This is a genomic window from Variovorax sp. RTB1 (genome assembly GCF_035018765.1).
GTDB lineage: Bacteria > Pseudomonadota > Gammaproteobacteria > Burkholderiales > Burkholderiaceae_C > Variovorax.
The window spans coordinates 1-25,182 of sequence record NZ_JASJXG010000061.1 but is presented as its reverse complement, the minus strand read 5'-3'; the positions used below and the strand labels follow the sequence as shown (position 1 = coordinate 25,182).

The 25,182-nt window shown below is 62.9% G+C and carries 20 protein-coding genes; 15 read left to right on the top strand and 5 right to left on the bottom strand.

The window, feature by feature from the left end; genetic code table 11:
- Nucleotides 1-5,347 (bottom strand): cadherin-like domain-containing protein (locus QN397_RS23965; RefSeq protein ID WP_323502110.1); only part of this gene is annotated, 5,347 nt, incomplete at its 3' end.
- A gap of 299 nt (nucleotides 5,348-5,646) precedes the next feature.
- On the opposite strand from QN397_RS23965, the gene QN397_RS23960 reads away from it, so the two are divergent.
- Nucleotides 5,647-6,147: a pyridoxamine 5'-phosphate oxidase family protein gene (locus QN397_RS23960; RefSeq protein ID WP_323496604.1), complete on the top strand. Its 501-nt coding sequence runs from the start codon at nucleotides 5,647-5,649 to the stop codon at nucleotides 6,145-6,147.
- A 107-nt stretch (nucleotides 6,148-6,254) separates the two neighbouring features.
- Here QN397_RS23960 and QN397_RS23955 read toward each other — a convergent pair whose 3' ends face one another.
- From QN397_RS23955 to QN397_RS23940, 4 genes are all read right to left on the bottom strand, one after another.
- Complete coding sequence (locus QN397_RS23955; RefSeq protein WP_323496605.1) at nucleotides 6,255-8,864, bottom strand: bifunctional aconitate hydratase 2/2-methylisocitrate dehydratase; 2,610 nt, start codon at nucleotides 8,862-8,864, stop codon at nucleotides 6,255-6,257.
- A gap of 118 nt (nucleotides 8,865-8,982) precedes the next feature.
- Complete coding sequence (locus QN397_RS23950) at nucleotides 8,983-9,621, bottom strand: hypothetical protein (protein ID WP_323502108.1); 639 nt, start codon at nucleotides 9,619-9,621, stop codon at nucleotides 8,983-8,985.
- Nucleotides 9,622-9,649: 28 nt separating this feature from the next.
- Nucleotides 9,650-10,645, bottom strand: coding sequence for an HpcH/HpaI aldolase/citrate lyase family protein (locus tag QN397_RS23945; protein WP_323496607.1), 996 nt, complete (start codon nucleotides 10,643-10,645; stop codon nucleotides 9,650-9,652).
- A gap of 34 nt (nucleotides 10,646-10,679) precedes the next feature.
- Nucleotides 10,680-11,666 carry a malate dehydrogenase gene (locus QN397_RS23940; RefSeq protein ID WP_187052692.1) on the bottom strand — a complete coding sequence of 329 codons (987 nt, stop codon included), beginning with the start codon at nucleotides 11,664-11,666 and terminating at the stop codon, nucleotides 10,680-10,682.
- A gap of 156 nt (nucleotides 11,667-11,822) precedes the next feature.
- On the opposite strand from QN397_RS23940, the gene QN397_RS23935 reads away from it, so the two are divergent.
- The 14 genes from QN397_RS23935 to QN397_RS23870 all read left to right on the top strand — a co-directional run.
- Complete coding sequence (locus tag QN397_RS23935; RefSeq protein ID WP_323496647.1) at nucleotides 11,823-12,578, top strand: GntR family transcriptional regulator; 756 nt, start codon at nucleotides 11,823-11,825, stop codon at nucleotides 12,576-12,578.
- A gap of 144 nt (nucleotides 12,579-12,722) precedes the next feature.
- Entirely contained in the window at nucleotides 12,723-13,169 is a 447-nt protein-coding gene (gene sdhC / locus QN397_RS23930) for a succinate dehydrogenase, cytochrome b556 subunit (RefSeq protein WP_187052694.1), read from the top strand.
- A 10-nt stretch (nucleotides 13,170-13,179) separates the two neighbouring features.
- Nucleotides 13,180-13,545 (top strand): succinate dehydrogenase, hydrophobic membrane anchor protein, encoded by a 366-nt coding sequence (gene sdhD, locus QN397_RS23925; protein WP_187052695.1) that lies wholly within the window; start codon nucleotides 13,180-13,182, stop codon nucleotides 13,543-13,545.
- Nucleotides 13,546-13,549: 4 nt separating this feature from the next.
- A complete protein-coding gene (gene sdhA, locus QN397_RS23920; RefSeq protein WP_323496648.1) occupies nucleotides 13,550-15,358 on the top strand; it encodes a succinate dehydrogenase flavoprotein subunit in 1,809 nt (602 codons plus the stop codon).
- A 48-nt stretch (nucleotides 15,359-15,406) separates the two neighbouring features.
- The gene (locus tag QN397_RS23915) at nucleotides 15,407-16,108 is read left to right on the top strand and encodes a succinate dehydrogenase iron-sulfur subunit (RefSeq protein WP_187052697.1); all 702 of its coding nucleotides are present in this window, start codon (nucleotides 15,407-15,409) and stop codon (nucleotides 16,106-16,108) included.
- A gap of 10 nt (nucleotides 16,109-16,118) precedes the next feature.
- Complete coding sequence (locus tag QN397_RS23910) at nucleotides 16,119-16,433, top strand: succinate dehydrogenase assembly factor 2 (protein WP_323496649.1); 315 nt, start codon at nucleotides 16,119-16,121, stop codon at nucleotides 16,431-16,433.
- An 18-nt stretch (nucleotides 16,434-16,451) separates the two neighbouring features.
- On the top strand, nucleotides 16,452-17,762 hold the full coding sequence (gene gltA / locus QN397_RS23905) for a citrate synthase (RefSeq protein WP_323496650.1): 1,311 nt from the start codon (nucleotides 16,452-16,454) through the stop codon (nucleotides 17,760-17,762).
- Between the two features lie 176 nt (nucleotides 17,763-17,938).
- Nucleotides 17,939-18,079 carry an entericidin A/B family lipoprotein gene (locus tag QN397_RS23900; RefSeq protein WP_323496651.1) on the top strand — a complete coding sequence of 47 codons (141 nt, stop codon included), beginning with the start codon at nucleotides 17,939-17,941 and terminating at the stop codon, nucleotides 18,077-18,079.
- A gap of 161 nt (nucleotides 18,080-18,240) precedes the next feature.
- Entirely contained in the window at nucleotides 18,241-19,209 is a 969-nt protein-coding gene (locus QN397_RS23895) for a LysR family transcriptional regulator (protein WP_323496652.1), read from the top strand.
- 42 nt (nucleotides 19,210-19,251) lie between these two features.
- Nucleotides 19,252-20,703, top strand: coding sequence for a 3-isopropylmalate dehydratase large subunit (gene leuC / locus QN397_RS23890; protein ID WP_323496653.1), 1,452 nt, complete (start codon nucleotides 19,252-19,254; stop codon nucleotides 20,701-20,703).
- A 36-nt stretch (nucleotides 20,704-20,739) separates the two neighbouring features.
- The gene (gene leuD, locus QN397_RS23885; protein WP_187052703.1) at nucleotides 20,740-21,405 is read left to right on the top strand and encodes a 3-isopropylmalate dehydratase small subunit; all 666 of its coding nucleotides are present in this window, start codon (nucleotides 20,740-20,742) and stop codon (nucleotides 21,403-21,405) included.
- A 42-nt stretch (nucleotides 21,406-21,447) separates the two neighbouring features.
- Nucleotides 21,448-22,548 carry a 3-isopropylmalate dehydrogenase gene (gene leuB, locus QN397_RS23880; RefSeq protein ID WP_187052704.1) on the top strand — a complete coding sequence of 367 codons (1,101 nt, stop codon included), beginning with the start codon at nucleotides 21,448-21,450 and terminating at the stop codon, nucleotides 22,546-22,548.
- Between the two features lie 82 nt (nucleotides 22,549-22,630).
- Nucleotides 22,631-23,803 (top strand): aspartate-semialdehyde dehydrogenase, encoded by a 1,173-nt coding sequence (asd, locus tag QN397_RS23875; protein ID WP_323502106.1) that lies wholly within the window; start codon nucleotides 22,631-22,633, stop codon nucleotides 23,801-23,803.
- A gap of 164 nt (nucleotides 23,804-23,967) precedes the next feature.
- The coding region (locus tag QN397_RS23870; protein WP_323502105.1) for a FimV/HubP family polar landmark protein at nucleotides 23,968-25,182 on the top strand (1,215 nt) is incomplete at its 3' end.

The following is a 25,182-nucleotide window of genomic DNA, read 5'->3' as shown; positions in this document are numbered from 1 at the left end:
CCTCCAGGCCATCCAAATAGCTCTGCACCTGTGCCCGCGTGCCACGGATGACCAGCGCGCTTCCAGTGCCGCTGTAAACGCTATCGACGCTCAGGCCCGCGACCGCGTGGTCCGACTGGATGACGACCGCGCCGACGTAGGCTCCGGCGGCCAACGGCGTGCCGTTGGTTTCGGTGATGCGCACGGTCACCTGCAGGAAGTCGACTTCCCCGGTGGTCACGTCGGCGGTGTTGCCGGCGCCGTTGTCGATGTCGTTGGTGATGTCGAGGTCGTTGACGTCGAAGCCGGTGACGGCGGAAGGTGCGGAGCCGCCGGTGAGAAACAGCGGCGTGTCGGCCACGGCGCCACCGGTAAGCGACACGACGGGCGCATCGTTGACCGGCACGATCGTCAGCGCGATCGTCAGGTCTGCCGGCACGTTCGAAACGCTGCCGCTGCCGACGTCCCCGCCGATGCGTGAGCCGCTGTCGTCGACCGACATGCGCAAGGTGACATCGCCAGCGGCCGTGCCATTGAGGTCGTTGTTGACGTTCAAGGCGCTCTGGTAAGTCAGCCCGGTCGCCGCGCCGCTGTTGAGCAGAAACTCGATGTCGCTGGCACGGCCGGTCAGCACCAATGTGCCGGTGTTGTCGCCCTGCACCGTCACCGCCTGATGGCCGCTCAGCGTGACGCTTCCCTGCGTCGCACTGCCGCCCACGCCCAGGGTGCCGCTGGGCACCGTGAATGTCACGCTCACGGGTGTGTCGAATGCAGCCGACTCCGCGTCCGACACGGCGAAGCCGCCGCCGATGTAAGTGGGCTGGTCTTCGTAGACGGTCTGCGATGAAGGCGCGCTCGTCGCGACGGCTTCGTTCACGTCCGATGCATACACACGCACCGAGGCCGCCGAGATGTTCCCGACGATGTCGCCGGTGGTCGGCACCGCGTTGCCGTACCACGTGTACGCGGTGGTCGGCACCGGCGCATCGGTGGTCGCCGGGTCGACGGTGTCGTTCAACGTGCCGCCGTTGGCGCCTGTGGTCAACACGCCCGCACCATCGCGCAAGCGGTCGTCGGCGATCACCTGGACCTGGTAGACCGCGTCACGGTCGCTGCCGAAGGTGACGGTGAGCCCGGCGAGCGCCGTATTCACCTCGGCGCGCGTGCCCCTCAACGTGAGGTAGTCGCCTGCGCCGTCTTTGTCGCCATCGCGTGTGGCGCTTCCCAGTGTGGTGGTGTCGATCGTCACGCCCGTGTAATCACTGGTGCCGAAAGCCGTTCCGGTGCTGTTGAGCAGCCGCACCGTCACCTGGATGAAGTCCTGCTCACCCGCCGTGATAGCAACCAGGTCGGGGTCGGCGACGCTGAAGCCCGCGACCGGGTTGTCGGCTGCGATCGTGCTGGCGAGAGCGATCGGGCCGGCCGGTGCCGTCACCACCGGTGCATCGTTGGTCGGCGTGACGTAGATCCAGAACTCGGTGTTCGCCTGTTCGCCGCCGCCGTCGGACAGCGCGAAGGTGAACTTGTCGTCTTGCCCGGTGGCATACGCCGTACCGGCGGTTTCGGTGCCGTCGTGCACGTAGAAGACCCGGCCGGCTTCGATGTCTGCCTGGGTGAACGACGAGTTGACACCGAGCACTTTGACCGTCGCGCCGCCATCGGTGGAGTACGCGACGTAGCCGTGTACCGGCGCGCTCGTGATGCGGTATTGCACCTGTGTGGCGGTGCTGTCGGGGTCGTAGGCCTGCAAGAGCGCCGAGCTGATGACGGCTTTGCCGCCTTCGTTCACATAGAGCGGATCGTTGGTCGGCGCATGGTTGGATGGGGCTGCGATGGCATTGGGCGAGTCCGACGGCACCGTCGGATCGGCCAGGTCGGGCCTTGCCGCGATCGTCGGCGGGTCGTTGACGTTGGTGATCTGGATGTTGACCGGGCCGGTGTTCGACAAAGCGCCCCAACGGTCGACGGCGTGCACGTTGAAAGAGGCGCTGCGCGTCTCCGAGCCGTTGCTGACGAAGCGCAGGCCCGTGGTGCCGGCGTCGCCGGTGATCAGCGATGCATCGATGAGCGTGGACCCGACGACGACGCTGTTCCAGTGGCCGCCGCCATCGGTGGAGTACTGCAGGATGCCGCCTGCTGGCGCAGTGTCGATGACGAACTTCAGCGCGTTGGCGCCGGTCGCATCGTTGTTGATGGCGTAATTGTTACCGCCGCCCACAAGCGTCGTGGTGCCTTCGAGGTAGGGCTCGCTGGTCGCGTCGTCCGGGTCTGAAATACGGAGTTGCCCCGTCGTGATGCCTACCGTCGCGCCTTCGGCGACCACCGCGGCCGACCCGCCGGTGACCACCGGCGCGTCGTTCACCGGTTTTATGAAGAAACTGAAGGTGGTGGTCCAGTTGTCGGGGTGCACGGTACCGGGATTGGCAGGGTCCGCTACCAGCACGCCGGCCGACGCAGACAGTCGCACGCTCGACTCGAAGTCTTCGCTGTCGGGGTTGTGTTCGTAGCGGACCGCACCGTTGTTCAGGTCGGCCTGCGTGAAGGTGTCGTACGCATTGAGCTTGATCCAGCTACCGCCGACCAGACGCTCGATAGCGCCGTTCCAGTTGGGGTCGCTGACGCCGTCGAGCCCGAGGATGGTGTAGACCACCTGCGACGGTGGCACGCCGTCGACGGTGTAGCTCAAGCCCGGCGCGGCCGTGAAGTCGGAGCCGGTCCCGCCTAGAACCACCGAGCCGTTTTCGTCCAGCACACCACGCGCCGACCCCGAGGTGTTGGTGCCGGCGTACGAGGAATCCGCGTGCGCAGCGAGGTAGGTCGGCGCCGTGAACTGGGAGGTGTTTCCGGTCGGCGTCGGCTGCAGGTCGATGGTGAAGTTGAAGGTGTGCAGCTGGTCGTCCGCCAGATTGCCCGGCGTGCCGAGGTCGTCGTAGACACCGCCCACGCGCTGCAGGCTGGTGCCGTCGCTGTTCCAGCGCAGGCTCTGCGTGTTGTCGACCAACTGGAAGTCGAAGGTGTCGGTGTCGCCTGCGACCGCGCCTTTCGTTTGCACGTACTCCACGCGACCGGCGCGCACGTCGGCCATGGTGAACACCCCGCCGATGGGCAGCAACTTGCCGTTGAGCAACAGCGAGCCCTGATCGAGCCCGGCCTGCGACGTGACCGCGAAAGTCAGCCGGTCGTCGCTCGAGTCCACATCCGTCGCGTTGAGCAGCGCGGTCGTGAGCGTAACGGCGTACGGCCCGCCGTACGTTCCCAGGGAGTCCCCCGCCGCCGTCACCGTAGCGACCGGCGTCGGCGACGACGTCAGAACCGGGTCGTCGTTGATAGGGCGCACGTTGATGCCGATGTGGGTCGTGCCCGTGACGCCAGGCGTGCCCGTGCCGCCGCCGCCGTCTGCGACCACCACATCGAAACCATCGGCGTACGGATAGGGCGTCGAAGGGTCCTGGTCGCGGTTGCCGGTGTTGCTGTAGGTGAGTCCGCTGCGCGCCGTGTAGGCGAAGGTGAAACCGGCCGTGATGTCGTCCGACGTGACCAGGTGTCCGGTGCTGTACGTGACGGTCGAGCCGTCGGTCCGCGTGATCGTGCCTGCGAAGAAAAGCGTGCCGTCTGTCGGCAGCGCAGTAAGGCGAACGGTGAGCGTGCCATCGGCATCGTCGCCACCGCCCGAAGCAGTGATGAAGCTGCCGACATCCGACTGCGCTGTGGCACCGTCGTGCGCATTGGCAGGCTGGCCTTCGTAGATGTTTCCCGAGCCCGCGGCCGTTGGCAGCTGGTTGAACGGCGTGATGTTCAGCGTGATGGTGGCGGGGTCTGAAAGGTTGGCGGGCGTCGCGCCGTCGTTCACCTTGACCGTGAAGCTGTCGGCGGTGTTCTGGTCGGCGCCGATGCCGGTGTGCACGTAGATCACGTGGTTCGCGATCACATCCGCCTGCGTGAAGACCGAGCCCACGCCGAGTCGGTTGCCGTCCAGCGAGAGATAGCCGTAGCGCGGGTTGCCCGTGACCGAATAGACGATCTGTCCGGGCGTTTGCGTCGGTGTCGCGGCATCGACTTCCGGGTCGCGGGCGTTGAGCGTCGTGGCAGTCAGTACCGTGCTGCCCACCTCGGCCACGCTTTGCGACGAGTCGCCCAGAACGGTCGGGTCATTGGAAGGCGTGACCGTGACGGACAGCGTCTTCGTCGCGGTGAGGGACGGCGTCGCCGAGTCGGCAACGGTCACCCTGATGACGGCTTGTGCGGCGGTCACACCGAGTTCGGTGTCGGTCGCATGAAAGACGATGCCGTTGAGCCAGGAGTTGGCCGCTGCCACGGTCCCGCTGAAGGACAGCGACGACGCGGCAGTGCCGGTGGCGCCCGCCGTCAGGCCGCCGACGATCGTGTCGGGATTGCCGTCTGCCGCGCCGTTGACCAGGCCGTCGACGGACACGGTGACGGACACGTTGCCCGAGGCATCGGCAATGGTCCAGCCGCTCAACTGCACCGCGTCGGCGCCGGGTGCATTCAGCGTGCTCGGCTCGGCGACGTTGAGCTTGGTCACGGTCGTGTCGACCGTCGGCTGCGCAAGCAGGCCGTCGTATCCAGCGTCGGCGAAGGGCTTGGCCTCGATGTGGCCGACCGATGCTTCGAGCGTCCAGTCGCCGCCCAGCCGCGCCGCACCGGTTGCGTTGGTCGAGGCCGCGATGTCGGCACCGGTCAGGCTTGCCATCTGCAGCAGCAGGCCATTGCCTTGCTGGGCCACGTCGCATCCGTACAAAAGGATGTCGCCATTGGCGGTCAGGCTGGCGCCGATGGCTTGCCATGCCGCGGCATGTTCGGCGATGTTGTCGGTCGTGATCGTGCTGTTGCCGAGCGTGATTTCGCCGGCAGCGCCGTGGCTCACGATCGACAGCGCGCTGATATCGGTGCGACCCCTGAGCGCGTTCGCCAGTTGCGTTGCGCCGTCGGAGTTCGCGTCGATCAGGATGACATCGCTGCCCTTGGGCAACGCGCCGACGATCTGCTGCCAGTCAGCCACGCTCTGGTCTATGACGTATACGACGTGAGGAGCGGTGTCGGTCGGCGGTGCAATCGCCAAGGCGGCGATGGAACGGTCGGCAGACTCCGTCAATACCGCGGGAGTGCTTTGGGTGCTGTGGTCCGCGGCATGGTCCACACTGCGATTGGCCGGCGGCAGGAGCGGCGAAGCAGGTGCAGCAGCGGGCAGAGGAGGCGGCGCCTCGGCGTGATGGCCGTCGGTTGAATCTGCGGAATGAGCGGCGGCTGCCACCACGAGCGCGGCTCCGTCGAACAGTTGGCGACTTTCGAGTGCGTAACGGTGCGATTGCGGCCGAAGAAGTGAAGCGAGACGGGTCAGGGGCAGCATTCGTGGGATCCACTCAACACTTAAGCATTCACAGTGGCACTGCAATGCTTGCAAGAGTTGTCAACAAGAGGTGAATGTTAGTGCTCATTGTGTAAATAACCCGCGTCGGCACTCGACTTGATCCTCGAACGTTGTGTTCATGACGAACAAACGAACGCCTTCGTACTAATTCATGGTTGTGTACGTAAGACCTCGTTCGTCAGCATGGGATGACACAAGGTCGCGTCATAGGCAACTGTTCGCAGCGCCACCGGGCTCGTACGTTCGGTTTTTCAAACCTCACTGGCAGACCACCGAACATGACCACCACCAACGAACACGACAAGCTTTTCGACCTGATAAAGGACACACGCTTCGGCATGCTGACCCACCGCCATAGCGACGGTCAGCTGCACAGTCACCCGCTGACCACGCAGAACAAAAAGGTCGATGAGGCCTCGACGCTCTACTTCTTCGTGCCGAAAGATGGCGACATCGCCAAGCACGTGGCGAGCGACGGCAGCGTGAACGTGGCGTATGCGAACACCGATGCCGACAGCTATGTGTCTGTCACGGGTCAGGCGTCGCTGCTGGAAGATCAGGCCAAAAAGAACGAGTTGTTCAACCCTGCCGCCAAGGCGTGGTTTCCCAAGGGTCCGACCGACCCGAACGTGGGCTTGCTCGCCGTCAAGATCCTCGATGCGGAATACTGGGACGTTACCGACAGCAAGATGGTCCAGCTCTTCAAGATAGCCAAAGCCGCGATGACCGGCGATCCACTGAAAGATCTGGGCGAGCACAAGAAACTGAACGTGACCTGAGGCTCCGGATCCGGTCGCCGTGCAGCGACGAAGGCCGGTACGCGGACAAAAAAAAGCCCCGCGTCGCGGGGCTTTTTTTGTGGATAGGCGCTGCGGTGGCCGTCAGGTCAGGCCGCCACGGTGTCCGCCACCGCCTGATATTCCTCGATCTTGTCGAAGTTGAGATACTGATAGATCTGTGCGCTCGACGCATCGAGCACGCCGACGCTGTCCATGTACTCGGCCTTGGTCGGGATGCGACCGAGGCGCGAGCAGATGGCGGCCAACTCGGCGCTGCCCAGGTATACGTTGGAGTTCTTGCCCAATCGGTTGGGAAAGTTCCGGGTGCTGGTCGACATGACCGTCGCGCCTTCGCGTACCTGCGCCTGGTTGCCCATGCACAGCGAGCAGCCCGGCATCTCGGTGCGTGCACCGGCATTGCCGAACACGCCATAGTGGCCTTCTTCGCTCAACTGCTGCGCGTCCATCTTGGTCGGCGGTGCGATCCACAGCTTGACCGGAATGTCGCGCTTACCTTCGAGCAGCTTTGACGCCGCACGGAAGTGACCGATGTTGGTCATGCACGAGCCGATGAACACTTCGTCGATCTGTACGCCCGCCACGTCGGACAGCGTCTTCACATCATCCGGGTCGTTAGGGCAGGCACAGATCGGTTCATGGATGTCGGCTAGGTCGATCTCGATGACGGCGGCGTAGTCGGCATCGGCGTCGCCCTTCATCAACTGTGGATCTTTCAGCCAGGCTTCTTGCGCAGCGATGCGGCGCGCCAGGGTGCGGCCATCTGCATAGCCTTCGGCGATCATCCAGCGCATCAAGGTGATGTTGCTGTTGATGTACTCCATGATCGGTTCTTTGTTCAGGTGCACCGTGCAGCCTGCCGCCGAGCGTTCGGCCGATGCGTCACTGAGCTCGAAAGCCTGTTCGACCTTGAGGTCGGGCAGGCCTTCGATCTCCAGGATGCGGCCTGAGAACACATTGACCTTGCCTTGCTTGGCGACCGTCAACAGGCCGGCCTTGATGGCGTACAGCGGGATCGCGTTGACCAGGTCACGCAAGGTGACGCCGGGCTGCATCTTTCCCTTGAAGCGCACCAGCACCGACTCGGGCATGTCCAACGGCATCACGCCGGTGGCGGCAGCAAAAGCCACCAGGCCGGAGCCGGCCGGAAAGCTGATGCCGATCGGAAAGCGCGTGTGGCTGTCGCCGCCGGTGCCGACGGTGTCGGGCGTCAGCAGGCGGTTGAGCCACGAGTGAATCACGCCGTCGCCGGGACGCAAAGACACACCGCCGCGCGTGGCCATGAAGTCTGGCAACTCGTGGTGCATCTTGACGTCGACCTTCTTCGGGTACGCCGCGGTGTGGCAGAACGACTGCATGACGAGGTCGGCGCTGAAGCCCAGGCAGGCCAGGTCTTTCAGCTCGTCACGGGTCATCGGGCCGGTCGTGTCTTGCGAGCCCACGCTGGTCATCTTCGGCTCGCAATACGTGCCAGGGCGTACGCCCTGCTGATTGCCGTCGACCACTGGCAGACCGCAGGCGCGGCCGACCATCTTTTGCGCAAGCGTGAAGCCTTTGTGCGTGTCGACCGGGCTGATCGGCAAGCGGAACAGCGTCGACACCGGCAGGCCGAGCGCTTCACGCGCCTTGGTCGTCAGGCCGCGTCCGATGATCAAAGGAATGCGGCCACCGGCGCGCACTTCGTCGAACAGCACGTCGCTCTTGACCTGGAACTCGGCGATGACCTTGCCGTCTTTCAGCGCGCGGCCTTCGTACGGACGCAGCTCGACCACGTCGCCCATTTCCATCTGGCTCACGTCGAGCTCGATCGGCAGCGCTCCCGAGTCTTCCATCGTGTTGTAGAAGATCGGCGCGATCTTGCCGCCCAGGCAGACGCCGCCGAAGCGCTTGTTGGGCACGTACGGGATGTCTTCGCCGGTGAACCACAACACCGAGTTGGTGGCGCTCTTGCGGCTGGAGCCGGTGCCGACCACGTCGCCGACATAGGCCACGAGGTTGCCACGGGCGCGCAGGTCACCGATGAACTTCACCGGGCCGCGCTTGCCGTCTTCTTCGGGCAAAGCACGCTCATCGAGCCCGGGGCGGGCGTTCTTGTGCATGGCCAACGCGTGCATCGGGATGTCAGGGCGGCTGAAGGCATCGGGCGCCGGCGACAGGTCGTCGGTGTTGATTTCACCGGGCACCTTGAAGATGCTGACGGTGATGCTTTGCGGAACTTCGGGCCGGCTGGTGAACCATTCGGCATCGGCCCAGCTTTGCAGCACGGCGATGGCGTTGGCATTGCCCTTGTCGGCCTTTTCCTTGACGTCGTGGAACTGGTCGAACATCAATAGGGTTTTCTTCAAGCCTTCGGCCGCGACCGGGCCGACTTCCGGGTCGTCGAGCAGGTCGACCATCGGGCCGATGTTGTAGCCGCCGAGCATGGTGCCGAGCAGTTCGGTCGCACGGGCACGCGACATCAGCAACGTCTTTTCGGTGCCATGCGCCACGGCCGCTAGGTAGCTGGCCTTGACCTTGGCCGCGTCGTCGACGCCGGCCGGTACGCGGTAGGTGATCAGGTTGAGCAAAAACTCGCCGTCTTTCGACGTCGCGTTTTTCATGAGCTCGATGACTTCGGACGTTTGCTGCGCGGTGAGCGGCAGCGGCGGAATGCCGAGTGCAGCGCGCTCGGCAACATGATCAACGTAGGCTTGCAACATCTTTTTCTCCAGAACGGGGCAGATCGGGACTGCCGGAAAGCAGGGGCGGAAAGCGGAGCCGCTCGAGCGACAAGCAAGAGCCGCGCCGCGGGACAGGCCCCCAGCGGTAGGGCAGCGATTACTTCTTGACGGGCTTTTTCGCGGTCGAGGCCGGAGCAGGAGCGGCCGCCTGGGTCGCAACTTCAGTGCTCTTGGTATTGGCTGGGGCATCCGCGCCCTCGAACAAGCTCTTCGGCGGGTTCTTCTTCATTTCTTCCGCAAACGCGACCTGCTCTGCCGTCTGGCATTCGTCGGCGATGCGCAAGCCGGCCGACTGGTTCATCAACATCGACTTGTTGCCGAGCTGCAGCCACACCGCGCCCTGGCGCGGGTCTTCGAGGCGAATGGCGCCGGTGCGGCTTTCGACCGGGTGCATGCGGAAACGCTGATTCTTGGTGCTCACGGAGAAATAGCCCGGCTTCTTTTCGTCGAGCTGCACCGACACATCGGCGCCGAGTTCGCACTGCGCGCGGCCGACCGAAACGCGACGGGCGACGGCCAGATCGGCCTCGGACAATTCGACGTCGACTTCCTGGCTCACAGGAGTGACTTCTTCGACCGCCTTGGCGGCGCGCCGCGTGACTTGGTGCTTTTTCGGAGCGTGCTTTCCGGTGGTCGACTTGGCAGCGGTCGTTGCGGCGGGCTTGTCCGTCGTTTGTGCAATGGCTGCCAACGGCAAGGCCAGCGCGAGGGCGGCGATCAGAGCGAGTTTTTTCATGGGGTCTCCTTGATGAGGTTCGTGGGGTTCAGAAAGCCGGGCCAGCAAACCAGGCTTGGGCTTCAGAGGGGAGCGCGCGCCCGGTAGCGTGCGCGCGCGCGAGGACTTGCCAAAAATGGCGATAGCTGGCGCGGTCGTGCAGCGCGCCTTCGAAGCTGACCGGCGCCCAGTCGGCGCCGACTGCGGCCAGCAAGATTCTCGTCGCGACATCGATCTGCGCTTCGTCGGGCGCAAACGCGTCGAGGATGGGGCGAATCTGGTTCGGGTGGATGCTCCACATGCGGGTGTAGCCGAACAGGGTCGCCGCTTTTTTTGCGGCGGCGCGCATCGCATCGATGTCGCTGAATTCGGTCACGACGCAATGCGACGGCACCTTGCCGTACGCATGCGCCGCCGAGGCGATGGCCAGCTTGGCGCGCACCACCAGTGGATGAACGAACTGCCCGATGGCACCCATGCCATCGGCCGGAATCGCGCCGGCATGTGCCGACACGAAATCCATCAGTCCGAAGCTAAGCGACTGCACTCGTGGATGCGCAGCGATCTCGAAGGCGTTGTGCACTGCCAGCGGCGATTCGATCAGCACGTGCAGCGGAAGTGCCTCTGCATCGACCGCGTCGAGTGCAGCGACGGCTTGCAGCACATCGGCGATCGACTCGACCTTCGGCACCATCAGATGGCTCAAGGTGCCCGCGGCGCGACCGGCGATGGTCATCACGTCACCCGGAAACGCGGGATGGTCGACAGGATGCACCCGCACACCCACGCGCATGCCGGGCTTGGCGCCCAACGCGAGTTCGGTTACCAGCGCAGCGTGTTCGGATTCACCGCCGACCGGCGCGCCGTCTTCGCAGTCGAGCGTCACATCGAAGACACAAGCGCCGAACTCTTCGGCCATGTCGGCCTGGAGTGCGAGGCTTTTTCTCATGCGGACTTCGACGCCACTGTAGTGATCGCAGACCGGCAGCACGATCGCGCCAGCCTGCGCACCCAACAGCACGTCGCCGGGATGGGCTGTCTTCATGTCTGGCGCCGCAGCTCGAGCATCGGCGACGCGATCAGAGCAGGTGAGCGACGCCGGCTTGTTCGTCGGTCAGTTCCTTGAGCGTCTTGTCGATGCGTTCCTGGCTGAAGGCGTCGATCACCAAGCCTTCGACGATCTTGTATTCACCGTTTTCACAGGTGACCGGGAAGCCGAACATGACGTCCTTCGGAATGCCGTATTCGCCATTCGACGGGATGCCCATCGTCACCCATTTGCCGTGGGTACCCAGGGCCCAGTCGCGCATGTGGTCGATGGCGGCGTTGGCAGCCGAAGCTGCCGACGACGATCCGCGCGCTTCGATGATGGCTGCGCCGCGCTTGCCGACGGTCGGCAAGAAGGTGTTGGCGTTCCATTCCTGGTCGTTGATCATCTTGGCGACGCTCTCGCCGTTGATGGTCGCGAAGCGATAGTCGGCGTACATCGTGGGCGAGTGGTTACCCCACACCGTCAGCTTCTCAATGTCGGCCACCGGCTTACCGGTCTTGGCGGCGATCTGACTGGCAGCGCGGTTGTGGTCCAGGCGCAGCATGGCGGTGAAGTTCTTGGCAGGCAGGCCCGGTGCGCTCTTCATCGCGATGTAGGCGTTGGTGTTGGCTGGGTTGCCGACCACCAGAACCTTGACGTTGCGGCTGGCGACGGCGTCGAGCGCCTTGCCTTGCGCCGTGAAGATCGCGCCGTTGACGGCCAGGAGTTCAGCGCGCTCCATGCCCGGCCCGCGGGGGCGCGAACCGACCAACAAAGCGTAGTCGGCATCCTTGAAAGCTGTCATCGGATCGCCATGGGCTTCCATGCCGACCAGCAGCGGGAAAGCGCAATCGTCGAGTTCCATCATCACGCCTTTGAGCGCTTTTTGCGGGCCTTCAACCGGCACTTCGAGCAGTTGCAGGATGACCGGTTGGTCTTTGCCGAGCATTTCGCCGGAAGCGATGCGAAACAACAGGGCATAACCGATTTGACCGGCTGCGCCGGTGACGGCAACGCGGACGGGTTTTTTGCTCATGGGGAGACTCCAGAAGGTGAGAAACAGGTAGCTGACGGGTGTCGGGAGGCGCAGGGCCGGCCGGCATTTTATGCCCATTCGAGGTTTCGATGGCGCCCGTCTTATGTCTTATATAAGATTGAGGGCCAGCACCGCCGCGGTGCATCGTCTCATTGAATGAACAACCGCACTGTCCTCGAAGCCGTGACGCCCTCTTTTAGCCCGTTGTACCAGCAGATCAAGGCGCTGATATTGCAGAGCTTGCAAGCCGGCGAATGGAAGCCGGGCGAGCCGATTCCGAGCGAGATGGACTTGGCAGCGCGTTTCAGGGTCAGCCAGGGAACTGTGCGCAAAGCGATCGACGAACTCGCGTCAGAGAACCTCGTCGTGCGGCGCCAAGGCAAGGGCACTTTCGTCGCGACGCATGCCGAGCACCAGGTGCAGTACCGCTTCTTAAGGCTCGTGCCGGATTCTGGTGACACCGATGCAGAAGGGCCTGCCCAGCGCACCATCGTCGACTGCAAGCGGCAGCGCGCTTCGGCGGACGTGGCGCGAGCGCTGGCCTTGCGCACAGGCGACGGCGTGTTGCAGGTGCGGCGCGTGCTGGCCTATGCGGGCGTACCCACCATTCTCGAAGACCTGTGGTTGCCCGGCGCGCCCTTCAAGGGACTGACGACAGAACGCCTGAGAGCTTCCCGTGGGCCGATGTATGCGCTCTTCGAAGCCGAATTCGGCGTACGGATGGTGCGGGCCGAAGAAAAAATCCGAGCCGTGCTGCCCGACGCGCAGCAGTCGAAATTGCTCGACGTAGCACCGGGCACGCCATTGCTCAGCGTGGAGCGAGTGGCCCACACCTACCACGATGCACCCATGGAACTGCGACGTGGGCTCTACCGCACCGACACGCACCATTACCGCAATCAACTCGGATGAGATTGCCCACGCGTGCACTGTGTTGACTCCGGGGTGCCCGCTGACAGATGGTGCATTGCAATAGAATTTTGTGTGCTTTGCACTTATGCCGAATAACAAGCCGACAAGCCATCCCGCTCGAAAAGCCACGAAAGCCATCTCCCCATGACAGAGCTTGCCTCCTCCCCCCGGCCGCGGCGCCGCGAGTTTCGCAACATCAATGCGTTCACCGACCTGACCACCTACCGGCTCCCGCCGGCCGGAATCGTCTCCATCTTGCACCGCGTCAGCGGCGCCCTGATGTTCCTGCTGATGCCGTTCATCATCTGGATGTTCGATACGTCGATCTCTTCCGACATTTCATTCGCACGATTCAAGGCCGCCTTCAATAGCGGCCTTGGCTTCGTTCCGGGATGGTTCATCAAACTGGTCGCATTGGCGCTCATCTGGGCGTTTTTGCACCACTTCATCTCCGGACTGCGCCATCTCTGGATGGACACCCACCATGCGGCTGTTACCAAGGAATTCGGAAAAACCTCGGCAATCGTCACGCTGGCGCTCAGCATCAGCGTCGCGATCGTTCTCGGCCTGAAGCTCTTCGGCGCTTATTAAGGAGCACACCATGGCAGTGAACTACGGCACCAAGCGCATCGTTGTCGGCGCGCATTACGGACTTCGCGACTGGCTGAGCCAGCGCATCACGGCGAGCCTGATGGCGCTCTTCACGATCATCGTGGTGGCACAGGTAATTTTCTCGCATGGCCCGATCGGCTATGACAGCTGGGCCGGAATCTTCGCGACCCAATGGATGAAAGTTCTGACTTTCGTCGCCATCGTTTCCATGCTTTATCACGTCTGGGTCGGCATGCGCGACATCTGGATGGACTACGTGCAGCCAGTCGGCATCCGACTGACTGCCCAAATTTTCACGATCGTCTGGCTCGTAGCGTGCGCGGCCTGGGCCATCCAAGTGCTCTGGAGACTCTGATCCCATGTCGTATACCAAAGAACAAATCACCAAGCGCAAATTCGACGTCGTCATCGTCGGTGCGGGTGGCTCCGGCATGCGTGCCTCGCTGCAACTGGCGCGGGCCGGCCTCAACGTGGCGGTGCTCTCCAAAGTGTTTCCGACGCGCTCACACACGGTGGCTGCGCAAGGCGGCATCGGCGCCTCGCTCGGCAACATGAGCGAGGACAACTGGCACTACCACTTCTACGACACCATCAAGGGCTCCGACTGGCTCGGCGACCAGGACGCGATCGAATACATGTGCCGCGAAGCACCCAAGGTGGTGTACGAGCTAGAACACTTCGGCATGCCGTTCGACCGCAACCCGGACGGAACGATCTATCAGCGTCCGTTCGGCGGTCACACCGCCAACTACGGCGAAAAGCCGGTGCAGCGCGCCTGCGCCGCGGCCGACCGTACAGGCCACGCGATGCTGCACACGCTCTACCAAAAGAACGTCGAAGCACGGACCCAGTTCTTCGTCGAATGGATGGCGCTCGATCTAATCCGCGATGACGACGGCGACGTCGTCGGCGTCACCGCGCTGGAGATGGAAACCGGCGACCTGCACATCCTGCAGGCCAAGACCGTGCTGCTGGCCACCGGAGGTGCCGGCCGTATTTTCGCGGCCTCGACCAACGCCTTCATCAACACCGGCGACGGGCTGGGCATGGCGGCTCGCGCAGGCATCCCCTTGCAGGACATGGAGTTCTGGCAGTTCCACCCTACCGGCGTGGCCGGTGCCGGCGTGTTGCTGACCGAAGGTTGCCGTGGCGAAGGCGCGATTCTGCTCAACAGCAACGGCGAGCGCTTCATGGAACGCTACGCGCCGACCATGAAAGACCTGGCACCGCGCGACTTCGTCTCGCGCTCGATGGACCAGGAAATCAAGGAAGGTCGTGGCTGCGGTCCCAACAAGGACTACATCCACATGAAGCTGGACCACCTTGGGGCAGACACCATCCACAAGCGCCTGCCGTCGGTGTACGAGATCGGCATCAACTTTGCCAATGTCGACGTGACCAAGGAGCCGATCCCCGTGGTGCCGACCATCCACTATCAGATGGGCGGAATCCCGACAAACATCAAGGGCCAGGTCGTGATCCAGAAGGACGGCGACAACAGCGCGGTGGTCAATGGCCTCTACGCCGTGGGCGAATGCTCCTGCGTCAGCGTGCACGGCGCCAATCGCCTGGGCACCAATTCGTTGCTCGACCTGTTGGTGTTCGGCAAGGCTGCCGGCAACCATATCGTCGAGTTCAACGACAAGCTGAAGGAGCACAAGTCGCTGCCAGCCGATGCGGCCGACCGTTCGCTCGAACGCCTGAACCAGCTCGAAAGCTCGAGCGAAGGCGAGTACGCCCAAGACGTGGCCAACGACATTCGCGCTGTGATGCAGCAGCATGCAGCGGTCTTCCGCAAGCAAGTCACGCTGGATGAAGGTGTCGTCAAGATCGCCGACATGCGAAGGCGCGTCTCGGGCATCACGCTGAAAGACAAGTCGCGCGTGTTCAACACGGCACGCATCGAGGCGCTCGAAGTCGACAACCTGATCGAAGCGGCGCAAGCCACGCTGATTTCGGCCGCCGCCCGCACCGAATGCCGCGGCGCGCATACGGTCGAAGACTACGAACGTCCGGCCGACGACGCAGCGGCACCGCTCGGCCGCGACGATACCAATTGGATGAAGCACACCCTTTGGTACAAGCAGGACAACCGACTGTCATACAAGCCGGTCAAGCTGAAACCGCTGACCGTGGCATCGGTTCCGCCCAAAGTGCGAACGTTCTAACGCCCACGCAATACCAGGCCAATACAAGGTTCAAAAAAGGTCACCACGATGAAGCGCACATTTCAAATCTACCGCTACGACCCAGACCGCGACGCCAAGCCCTATATGCAGACCATCGAGGTCGAACTCGAAGGCAACGAGCGCATGCTGCTGGACGCACTGATGAAGCTCAAGGCACAAGACCCGACGCTGTCGTTCCGGCGCTCATGCCGCGAAGGCGTTTGCGGCTCCGACGCAATGAACATCAACGGCAAGAACGGCCTGGCCTGCCTGACCAACATGCTCACGCTCAAGGGCAATATCGTGCTCAAGCCGCTGCCCGGCCTGCCGGTGATCCGCGACCTGATCGTCGACATGACGCAGTTCTTCAAGCAGTACAACTCGATCAAGCCGTACCTCCAAAACGATTCGGTTCCGCCTGAAAAAGAACGCCTGCAATCGCCCGAAGAGCGCGAGGAGCTCGACGGCCTGTACGAGTGCATCCTGTGCGCGAGCTGCTCGACGAGTTGCCCCAGCTTTTGGTGGAACCCTGACAAGTTCGTCGGCCCCGCCGGCCTGCTGCAGGCCTACCGCTTCATCGCCGACAGCCGCGATGAAGCAACCGCCGAGCGCCTCGACAACCTCGAAGACCCGTACCGCCTGTTCCGCTGCCACACCATCATGAATTGCGTCGATGTGTGCCCGAAGAACTTGAACCCGACCAAGGCGATCGGCAAGATCAAAGAACTGATGGTTCGTCGCGCTGTCTGAGGCTTTTGCCATGCAAGTCGTTGAAAATCCGGACGTTTCGATCAGCGTGCGCGCGCTCAGCAAGCTCCGGTGGCGCTGCCGCCGCGGCCTGCTCGAGAACGACCTGTTCATCGCCCGGTTTTTCGATCGGCATGAATCTCGCTTGACCTTCGGGCAGGCACACGCGCTTGAAAGACTGATGGATCTGGCGGACAACGACTTGCTCGACCTGCTGATGCGCCGCAAAGAACCCGAAGCGGAACTGGCAACGCCGCCGGTGATGGCGCTCCTGGCTCTCATGCGGGTATCGCAGACACCCGATCCCTTATCTTCATCCCGAACTTAAATCCGAAAGAAAGTTGCAATGAAAGCTTCCGACACCAAGGCCACCTTGTCGTTCAGCAATGGCGGCGACAACGTCGAGCTGCCGATCTACAAGGGTACGCTCGGCCCCGATGTGATCGACATCCGCAAGCTGTACGCCCAGACCGGGATGTTCACGTACGACCCCGGATTCATGTCGACAGCATCGTGCCAGTCGGCGATCACGTACATCGATGGTGACAAGGGCGAGTTGCTGTACCGCGGCTACCCGATTGAGCAGCTCGCCACCAACTGCGACTTCCTCGAAACCTGCCATTTGCTGCTGTACGGAGAACTGCCCGACGCGCCGAAAAAAGAAGAGTTCACCAAGCTCGTGACCAACCACACGATGGTCAACGAGCAGATGCAATTCTTCTTGCGCGGATTTCGTCGTGATGCGCATCCGATGGCGATCATGACCGGTCTGGTCGGTGCACTGTCGGCCTTCTATCACGACAGCACGGACATCAACAATCCGAAGCATCGCGAGATCGCGGCCATCCGCTTGATCGCGAAGATGCCGACGCTGGTGGCCATGACGTACAAGTACACCGTCGGCCAGCCCTACATGTATCCGAAGAACGACCTCAGCTACGCAGGCAACTTCCTGCACATGATGTTCGCGACACCGTGTGAAGAATACAAAGTGAGCCCGGTGCTCGAGCGCGCACTCGACCGCATCTTCATCCTGCACGCAGACCACGAGCAAAACGCCTCGACCTCGACCGTGCGCCTGTGCGGCTCGTCGGGCACCAACCCGTTTGCAGCCATCGCAGCCGGCGTGGCGTGTCTCTGGGGCCCGGCCCACGGCGGCGCCAACGAAGCAGCGCTCAACATGCTGGGCGACATCCAGAAGGCGGGTGGCGTTGAAAAAATCGGTGAGTTCATTAAGCAGGTCAAGGACAAGAACTCGACGGTCAAGCTGATGGGGTTCGGGCACCGCGTGTACAAGAACTACGACCCGCGCGCCAAGCTGATGCAGGAAACCTGCAAGGAAGTGCTGCTGGAGCTGGGTCTTCAAAACGACCCGTTGTTCAAATTGGCCATGGCGCTCGAGAAGATCGCCCTGGAAGACGAATACTTCGTGTCGCGCAAGCTCTACCCAAACGTCGATTTCTATTCGGGCATCGTTCAGCGCGCCATCGGCATTCCGGTGCCGCTGTTCACCGCTGTGTTCGCGTTGGCGCGCACGGTCGGCTGGATCGCCCAATTGAACGAAATGATCGGCGACCCGGAATACAAGATCGGCCGCCCGCGTCAGCTGTTCGAAGGCTCGGTCCAACGCAACGTCAAGCCGATCGCATCGCGCTGAAGATCTTCCGGTGTGGTGATCGGTCCGGCGACGGCCTAATCAATCGCCCTTAAAAGCTGCCTGCGGGCAGCTTTTTTGCGTCTTGGCTTACAGGATCACTCAGGTCGACGACGTACTTTGTGAGATGGAGCGCAACTCCAACCGTTCGATCCACCCCCCGCTCCAAGGAGTTTGAAATGAAGAAAATTGCTGCACTGATGGCTGTCACTTTCGCTTTCGGCGTCTCGCTCGCTGGCTGCAACACTATGGCCGGCGCGGGCCAGGACATGCAGCGAGCCGGTCAGAAGATGGAGAACGCAGCCGAAAAGAAGAACTGACAGCACAGCCAGCACCGCGCGTCGGGCAAACCAGCGGGCTTCGGCCCGCTTTTTTTCATCTCGCTGCGGCATCGCCGTCATATTGGATTGCGATGGCTCGATAGTCGAAAGAGTAGCAAAATCTTCTTTTCGTCATCTCGAATCGCGATGACTGATCCGAAATGACGCTCTTGCCCCCCGCCCCTCCTTCCCCGTCTTCCGAACGCAACTTTGCCCGCCGCATCGACTTGACGTCGTTGCAGCTGTTCGTTGCGGTGTGCGAGCTGGGCAGCATCGGCCGTGCCGCAGAGCGCGAGTTCATTGCCGCGTCAGCGATCAGCAAGCGGTTGGCCGACCTCGAGGCGACACTCAACACCACTCTGCTCTATCGCCACGCCCGCGGCGTCGACCTCACGCCCGCGGGCGAGAGCCTGCTGCATCACGCACGGTCGGTGCTCTACAGCCTTGAAAAAATGCAAGGCGAGTTGAGCGAGTACGCAGACGGCGTGCGCGGCCACGTGCGCGTGCACGCCAACATTTCGGCCATCGTGCAGTTTTTGCCTGAAGACCTGGGCAGTTTCAGCCGAGCGCACGAGGCCATCAAGATCGACCTCGAAGAGCATCTGAGCAGCGAGGTGATGCGCGCGGTGCAGGAAGGTGCCGCCGACCTCGGCGTGTGTCACGTGGCGCCCGGCAACAGCGACTTGCAGAGCCTGCCGTACCGGCGCGATCGCCTTGTGCTGGTCGTTCCAGCCCATCACGCGCTGACGGTGCATGACACCATCGATTTCGTCGACTCGCTGGAGTTCGACCACGTCGGCTTGCATGCCAACAGCTCGATCTACGTCGCGATGCATCAGGCCGCCCTCGACGCGAGCCGGCCCATCAAGCTGCGCATCCACGTCACCGGGCTCGACGCCATGTGCCGCATGATCGAAAACGGCCTCGGCATCGGGGTGATGCCCGCGCGCGCCTTCGAACTCATGCAGAACGGCATCGGCCGCGGCCTCGTCGCCCTTGCTTTGAACGATGCCTGGGCAGCACGCGAAATCCGGTTGGTGGCACGCGACTTTTCGAGCTTGCCAGTGGCCGCACGCTCCCTTGTGAATCACCTGCAGGCGCCGGCTGAAACGATGCCTTTGGCGGCCTGACGGACGACATCAGAATAATTATCCCCACGAAAGAAGAGACCTATGACACGCACGCTCTACGACAAGCTCTGGGACGAACACGTTGTCCACACCGAAGAAGACGGTACGTCGATTCTCTACATCGACCGCCACCTGGTCCATGAAGTCACCAGCCCGCAGGCCTTCGAAGGCCTGCGCGTGGCGGGCCGCAAGCTCTGGCGCATCAGCTCGGTCGTAGCCACTGCCGACCACAACACACCTACGACGCATTGGGAGCGCGGCTACGACGGCATCAGCGACCCGATCAGCAAGGAGCAGATCACCACGCTGGACAGCAACATCGCCGAGTTCGGCGCAGCGGCGTTCTTTCCGTTCCTGAGCAAGCGCCAGGGCATCGTGCACGTGATCGGCCCCGAGTCGGGCGCGACGCTGCCGGGCATGACCGTGGTCTGCGGCGACTCGCACACATCGACGCACGGCGCGTTCGGCGCACTCGCACACGGCATCGGTACCAGCGAGGTGGAGCATGTAATGGCGACGCAAACGCTGCTTGCCAGGAAGGCAAAGAACCTGCTCGTGAAGGTCGATGGCAAGCTGCCGCTCGGCTGCCAGGCCAAGGACATCGTGTTGGCGATCATCGGCAAGATCGGCACGGCCGGCGGCACCGGCTACACCATCGAATTCGCCGGCTCTGCCATCCGCGACCTGAGCATGGAAGGCCGCATGACGGTCTGCAACATGGCGATCGAGGCCGGCGCGCGAGCGGGCCTCGTGGCGGTGGACGACAAGACCATCGCGTACGTCAAGGGGCGCTCCTTTTCACCCGGCACCGATCCGAAGACCGGACTCTTCATCGGTGGCCCGGAATGGGATCAGGCGGTGGCTTACTGGAAGACCTTGCAGTCCGACCCCGATGCCAAATTCGACGCCGTGGTCGAGCTCGATGCATTTCAGATCCAGCCGCAAGTCACCTGGGGCACATCGCCTGAAATGGTCGTCGACATCAACGGCCGCGTGCCCGATCCGGACAAGGAAAAAGACGCCAACAAACGCGATGCGATCGAACGCGCACTGGTCTACATGGGCCTGGAGCCCAACAAGCCGATGAACGACATCTTTCTCGACAAGGTGTTCATCGGCTCGTGCACCAACAGCCGCATCGAGGACATGCGCGAAGCCGCCGCCGTGGTGAAGAAGCTTGGCCAGAAGGTGGCTAAGAACGTCAAGCTGGCGATGGTCGTGCCGGGCTCGGGCATGGTGAAGGAACAGGCCGAGCGCGAAGGCCTCGACAAGATCTTCATCGCCGCCGGTTTCGAATGGCGAGAGCCCGGCTGCTCGATGTGTCTGGCGATGAACTCCGACCGGCTCGAACCGGGCGAGCGTTGCGCGTCGACCAGCAACCGCAATTTCGAGGGCCGGCAAGGCGCCGGTGGACGTACGCATCTGGTGAGCCCGGCGATGGCCGCTGCCGCCGCGGTACACGGCCATTTCGTCGACGTTCGGCAGTTTGCTTGAGCCATCGCTATTCAAGGAACACGCAAGGAAAACACCATGCAGAAATTCACCGTACACAAGGGTCTCGTTGCCCCTATGGATCGCGAAAACGTCGACACAGATGCGATCATTCCCAAGCAGTTTTTGAAGTCGATCCGCAAGACGGGCTTCGGCCCGAACCTGTTCGACGCCTGGCGCTATCTGGACCCGGGCGAGCCGGGGCAAGACCCTGCAAGCCGCAAGCCGAACCCTGATTTCGTGCTGAACCAGCCGCGCTACACCGGTGCCTCGGTGCTCATCGCCCGCAAGAACTTCGGCTGTGGTTCGTCGCGCGAGCACGCTCCGTGGGCGCTCGACCAATACGGCTTTCGCGCCATCATTGCACCGAGCTACGCCGACATCTTTTTCAACAATAGCTTCAAGAACGGTCTGCTGCCGATCGTGTTGCCAGAAGCGCAAGTCGCTCAATTGTTCGACGAGACTTTTGCCTTTCCAGGCTACAGCCTGACGGTCGATCTGGAGCGGCAGGTGGTCGTCAAGCCGGACGGCGGCGAGTTGGCTTTCGAAGTGCAGGCCTTTCGCAAGTTCTGCCTCGTCAACGGGCTCGACGACATCGGCCTGACGCTGCAAAAGCGGGACAAAATCAAGGCCTTCGAAACCGAGCGACTGGCGCAAAAGCCGTGGCTCGCGCACAGCCTCATCGCGTCGCCGATTTCGCATTGACGACCGTCGACCGCATCTCAACCACATAAGAAAATCGAACTCATGAAAATCGCAGTCCTTCCCGGCGATGGCATCGGCACCGAAATCGTGGCGGAAGCCATACGCGTGCTCGACGTGCTCGACCTTCCGTTCGAAATGGAAACGGCGCTGGTCGGCGGCGCGGCCTATGAAGCGCACGGACATCCGCTGCCGGAGGCGACTCTCAAGCTCGCGAAAGAATCCGATGCCGTGCTGTTCGGCGCCGTCGGCGACTGGAAGTACGACAAGCTAGACCGGCCGCTGCGTCCGGAGCAGGCGATCTTGGGTCTGCGTAAAAACCTGGGGCTGTTCGCCAATTTCCGCCCGGCCATCTGTTACGAGGAACTGGTCGGTGCATCGAGCCTCAAGCCGGAACTGATTTCGGGCCTCGACATCCTGATCATTCGCGAGTTGACTGGCGACATCTACTTTGGCGCGCCGCGTGGGCGCCGCACCGCCGTCGACGGCCACTTTCCTGGCGCCGAAGAGGCCTTCGACACGATGCGCTATTCCAGACCTGAAGTCGAACGCATCGCCCACGTCGCCTTTCAGGCAGCGCGCAAACGCAGCAAGCGCGTGACCAGCGTCGACAAGGCCAACGTGCTGGAGACGTTCCAGTTCTGGAAAGACATCGTCACCGAAGTCGGCAAGGAATATCCGGACGTCGAACTCGACCACATGTACGTCGACAACGCAGCCATGCAACTCGTCAAGGCGCCGAAGAAGTTCGACGTGATCGTCACCGGCAACATGTTCGGCGACATCCTGTCGGACGAGGCGGCGATGCTCACAGGCTCGATCGGCATGCTGCCTTCGGCGTCGCTAAATTCGAGCAATCAGGGCTTGTATGAGCCGAGTCACGGCAGTGCGCCCGACATTGCCGGCCAAGGGGTTGCCAATCCGTTGGCTACAATTCTGTCCGCTGCCATGATGCTCCGCTTCTCTCTCAATCAACCCGAAGCTGCCGACCGAATCGAGTCGGCGGTCAAGTCGGTGCTCGCCTCGGGCTTGCGCACTGGCGACATCTGGTCGGAAGGCACGAAGCGCGTCGGCACCCGCGCCATGGGCGACGCAGTGGTGGCAGCGCTTGCTTCTGCGATCACCAAAAAGACGATCACCGGCTAACCGCAGCCCGCTTCGTCACGCCCCCCGGCTCGACGAGCCGGGTGCCAAAGAGAAAACACTTTTTTGACAAGGGCACATTGAAATGACGAACGCATCCTCACAACCTCTGGTCGGCCTCGTCGGCTGGCGCGGCATGGTCGGCTCGGTCTTGATGGACCGCATGCAGACCGAAGGCGACTTCGGTCTCATTGAGCCGATGTTCTTTTCGACTTCCAACGCTGGTGGCAAGGCCCCGGCGATGGCAAAAAACGAAGGCACGTTAAAGGATGCGCACGACATCGACGCGCTGAAGAAGTGCGACATCGTCATCACCGCCCAAGGCGGCGAGTACACCAGCGAGGTCTACCCCAAGCTTCGCGCCGCCGGCTGGACCGGCCACTGGATCGATGCGGCGTCGACACTGCGGATGAACGACGACGCGATCATCGTGCTCGACCCGGTCAACCTGCCAGTAATCCAGACGGCGTTGGCCAAGGGCGGCAAGAACTGGATCGGCGGAAACTGCACCGTCAGCTGCATGCTGATGGGCGTTGGCGCGCTCTACAAGGCCGGCCTGGTCGAGTGGATGACCAGCATGACCTATCAAGCAGCTTCGGGTGGCGGCGCGCAGCACATGCGCGAGTTGCTGACGCAGTTCGGCACGCTGAATGCCGAAGTGCGCTCGCTGCTCGATGACCCGAAGTCGGCCATTCTCGAAATCGATCGCAAGGTTCTGCACAAGCAGCAAAACCTGAGCGCTGCCGAAACCGCGAACTTCGGTGCGCCGCTGGGCGGCTCGCTCATTCCGTGGATCGACAAGGACCTGGGATTGGGCAAGAACCCGGGCGATGTCGATTGGGGCATCTCCAAGGAAGAGTGGAAGGGCGGCGCTGAGACCAACAAGATCCTAGGCCAAGGTCCGGGCTTCGACATTGCACCCACGCCCGTCGACGGTTTCTGCGTGCGAGTCGGCGCCATGCGCTGTCACAGCCAGGCATTGACCTTCAAGCTGAACAAGAACGTCCCAGTCGCAGACATCGAAGCGCTGATCGCTGCTGACAACGCCTGGGCCAAGGTCGTGCCGAACACGCGTGAAGCCACCGTCGCGCAACTCACACCGGTGGCAGTCACGGGCACGATGGACATCCCGGTCGGCCGTATTCGCAAGCTGGCGATGGGGCCAGAATATGTCGGCGCCTTCACGATCGGCGATCAACTGCTTTGGGGCGCTGCGGAGCCATTGCGTCGCATGCTGCGAATACTGATCGAGGCGTGAGCGCATTTTTGAGCGCCAAAGTAGTAGTGGGCGTTGCCTCGTCGCAACACCCTCGACACGCCGAAGTTGGCGCGCACTGGGTAGAACGGCCGCGCCGGCTTGTCAGTGCCGAATGATGGTGTTAACGTCCTCTTACACTTTTGGGCCGAGCTGCCCCTAACAGCATGACAAGACCTATGTTGCCTGCGGCCAGCGTGCCGGCCATCCGACCGACCAACAAGTTGGCCGGTTGCGGCCAGCTGTCGCTCCTCAGTGTCGCCATCGCGCTCGCACTCGGCACTGTCAGCATCGACGCCAGCGCGCTGGCGCTTGGTCGACTGAACGTGCAGTCCGCTCTGGGCGAACCGCTTCGTGCCGAGATCGATGTCACCGAGATCACTGCTTCTGAAGCCGACGGCATGAAGGTCGCCATCGCCTCGTCGGAAGCGTTTCGCGCCGCCGGTGTGGCCTACAACCCTGCACTTTCGGACGTTCGGGTGAGCCTGCAACGGCGCGCCGATGGCCGCTACGTGGTTCGCCTGACCGGTACCCGTTCGCTCAGCGATCCGTTTGTCGACCTGCTGGTCGAAGCCAACTGGAGTGCCGGGCGCATCGTGCGCGACTACACGGTGCTGCTAGACCCACCTTCCAGCCGTCAGGCCGCCGCGCCCGTGGTGCCGCTGGCGCCGCAAATCAGTGCAGCGCCGCCCGTGCAACGTGCTCCACCCGCGGCTGTACCCGCCGTTGTGCCCCCGGTGCCGCGCCGCGAGCGTCCGGTCGCAGTCGCACCCGCGCCTGCAACGGCGGCCGAAGCGCCACTACGCACCGGTACCGGCTCGGGCAGCACGGGTACCGGTGACCAGGTCACGGTGCGCCCCGGCGACACGGCCAGCAAGATTGCAGGCGCATACAAGCCTGCCGACGTTTCGCTCGACCAGATGCTGGTAGCGCTGCTGCGCGCCAACCCGAACGCGTTCGTCGGCGGCAACATCAATCGCATGAAGGCCGGCGCCGTGCTCGACGTGTCGGCCGGTTCGCAAGCGGCAAACGTGCCACCGGATGAAGCCAAAAGAACCGTCACCGCGCAGAGTCGCGACTTCGGCGAATACCGCCGTCGTCTGGCGGAAAACGCTCCTACGGCGCGCGTTGCCGCTGCCGACAGGCAAGCCGCGGGCAAGCTGCAAGCCAACGTCGAAGACCGCAACGCAGCCGCGGCATCCCCTGACAAGCTCACCATTTCACAAGGCACTGCGGCAGCGCGTGCGAACGAAGAAAAGCTGGCGCGTGACCGTCAGGCGCAAGACGGCAAGAGCCGTGTTGCCGAACTGTCGAAGAACATCACCGAACTGAACAAGCTCCAGGCGGCCACGGGCACTGGTGCGACAACGGCAACGCCAGGG